The following is a 2,263-nucleotide window of genomic DNA, read 5'->3' on the forward strand; positions in this document are numbered from 1 at the left end:
GCCCCGGACCCTCGGTCCGGGGCCGTCCGCTGTCGGTGGGGTTTGGTAAGAATGCGGGTGTGAGCAGCGCGAACGAGCCCGAGCAGCGGAGCGGGGAAGGAAGTCCCGGCGGCCCGCCGGAGCAGCTCGCGCTGATCCGGGAGATGGTGGCCGAGGCGAAGGCCAAAGCACCCAAGGCGAAGCCGCGCACCTGGCGCGGGGCCGCGGTAGCCGAGGAACTGCCCGTCGCCCGCGTCCTCGTGAACAAGGGCGTGCTCCACCTCGACCGGCTCTTCGACTACGCGGTTCCCGCCGAGCTCTCCGAGTCCGCCCAGCCCGGCGTCCGCGTCCGGGTCCGCTTCGGCGCCGGCTCCCACCGGGTGCACGGCGGCCGCCGCGAGGGCGGCGGGCTCATCGACGGCTTCATCGTCGAGCGCCGCGCCGAGTCCGACTACAACGGGGCCCTCGCCGCCCTCGCCCAGGTCGTCTCGCCCGAGGTGGTCCTCGGCCCCCGCATGCTGGCCCTCGCCCGGGCCGTCGCCGACCGGTACGCCGGCAGCCTGGCCGACGTGCTCCAGCTCGCCCTGCCCGCGCGGAGCGCCCGCGCCGAGGCCAAGCCCTCACCCGAGCCGCTGCCCCCGCCCGCCGTGCCCGAGCCCGGCGGCTGGACGCGCTACGGGGCCGGCCCCGCCTTCCTCCGCGCCCTGGCCGGCGGCGGCACCCCGCGCGCCGTCTGGACGGCCCTGCCCGGTCCCGGCTGGGCCGACGAACTCGCCCGCGCCATGGCCGCCACCCTCGCCTCGGGACGCGGAGCCCTCGCCGTCGTCCCCGACGGACGGACGGCCGCCCGCGTGGATGCCGCGCTCACCGCCCTGCTCGGCGAGGGACGGCACGCGCTGCTCACCGCCGAATCGGGCCCCGAGAAGCGCTACCGCCAGTGGCTGGCCGTGAGCCGGGGCTCGGTGCGCGCCGTCGTCGGCACCCGGGCCGCGATGTTCGCCCCCGTCCGCGACCTCGGGCTCGTCGCCATCTGGGACGACGGGGACTCCAGCCACAGCGACGACCACGCCCCCTTCCCGCACGTCCGCGAGGTCCTGGAACTGCGCGCGGTCAGCGACGGCTGCGCCTTCCTCGCGGGGAGCACGAGTTGCACCGTCGAGGCGGCCCAGCTCGTCGAGTCCGGCTGGGCCCGGCCGCTGGTCGCGAGCCGCGAGACGGTCCGGGAGTGCGCCCCCCGGATCCGGACCGTCGGGGACGAGCTGCTGGCCCGCGACGAGGCGGCCCGCGCCGCTCGGCTGCCCAGCCTGGCGTGGGAAACCGTACGGGAAGGGCTCAAGAGCGGGCCGGTCCTCGTCCAGGTGCCGCGGCGGGGCTACGTGCCGCGGCTGGCGTGCGAGCGGTGCCGGACCCCGGCCCGCTGCACGGTCTGCGCGGGGCCGCTGGAGGCCCCCGACGCGCGGGAGCTCCACTGCGGGTGGTGCGGGCGGGACGAGCCGGCCTGGCACTGCGAGGAGTGCGGTTCCTTCCGGCTGCGGGCCCAGGTGGTCGGCGCGCGGCGGACCGCCGAGGAGCTGGGGCGGGCCTTCCCGGCCGTGCCCGTACGGACCTCCGGGCGCGACCACGTCCTGGACGAGGTGCCGGAGCGGCCGGCGCTGGTGGTCTGCACCCCGGGAGCCGAACCGGTCGCGGCCGGCGCCGGATACGCGGCGGCGCTGCTGCTCGACGGCTGGGCGATGCTGACCCGGCCCGACCTGCGGGCGGGTGAGGACGCGCTGCGGCGGTGGATCGCGGCCGCCTCGCTGGTACGGGGGGACGGGCAGGTCGTGGTCGTCGCCGAGCCGACGCTGCGGCCGGTGCAGGCGCTGGTGCGGTGGGACCCGGTCGGGCATGCGGTCCGGGAGCTGGCGGAGCGGGCCCAGCTCGGGTTCCCGCCGGTGTCGCGCATGGCGGCCGTGGCCGCCGGGCGGGGCGAGGTCGTCGAGGAGTTCCTGGCGGGCGCGGGGCTGCCGGCGGACGCGGAGGTCCTGGGGCCGGTGCCGCTGCCCGCGCGGCGGGGCGAGGGCTCCCCGGGGGAGCGGGCCCTGGTCCGCGTGCCGCCGGGCAGTGGCGCGGCCCTGGCCGCCGCGCTGAAGTCGGCGCAGGCCGCGCGGATGGCTCGCGGGGTCCCGGCCTCTGACGCGGTCCGCATCCGGATCGACCCGCCGGACATCGGTTGAGGCGTCGCTCGCGGGTGCGGCCGGCCCTGCGCGCCCGTGCCCTCGAACGCCGGGCGGGCTGGATGTCC

1 protein-coding gene is annotated in these 2,263 nt (G+C 78.5%); it reads left to right on the forward strand.

What is annotated here, in order from left to right; all coding sequences use genetic code 11:
* The first annotated feature begins 59 nt into the window (after positions 1–59).
* Positions 60–2,195, forward strand: coding sequence for a primosomal protein N' (locus ACFTXQ_RS36550; RefSeq protein WP_382649970.1), 2,136 nt, complete (start codon positions 60–62; stop codon positions 2,193–2,195).
* Positions 2,196–2,263 lie beyond the last annotated feature (68 nt).

This window comes from Streptomyces sp. NPDC057010, from assembly GCF_042673805.1.
Lineage (GTDB): Bacteria > Actinomycetota > Actinomycetes > Streptomycetales > Streptomycetaceae > Streptomyces.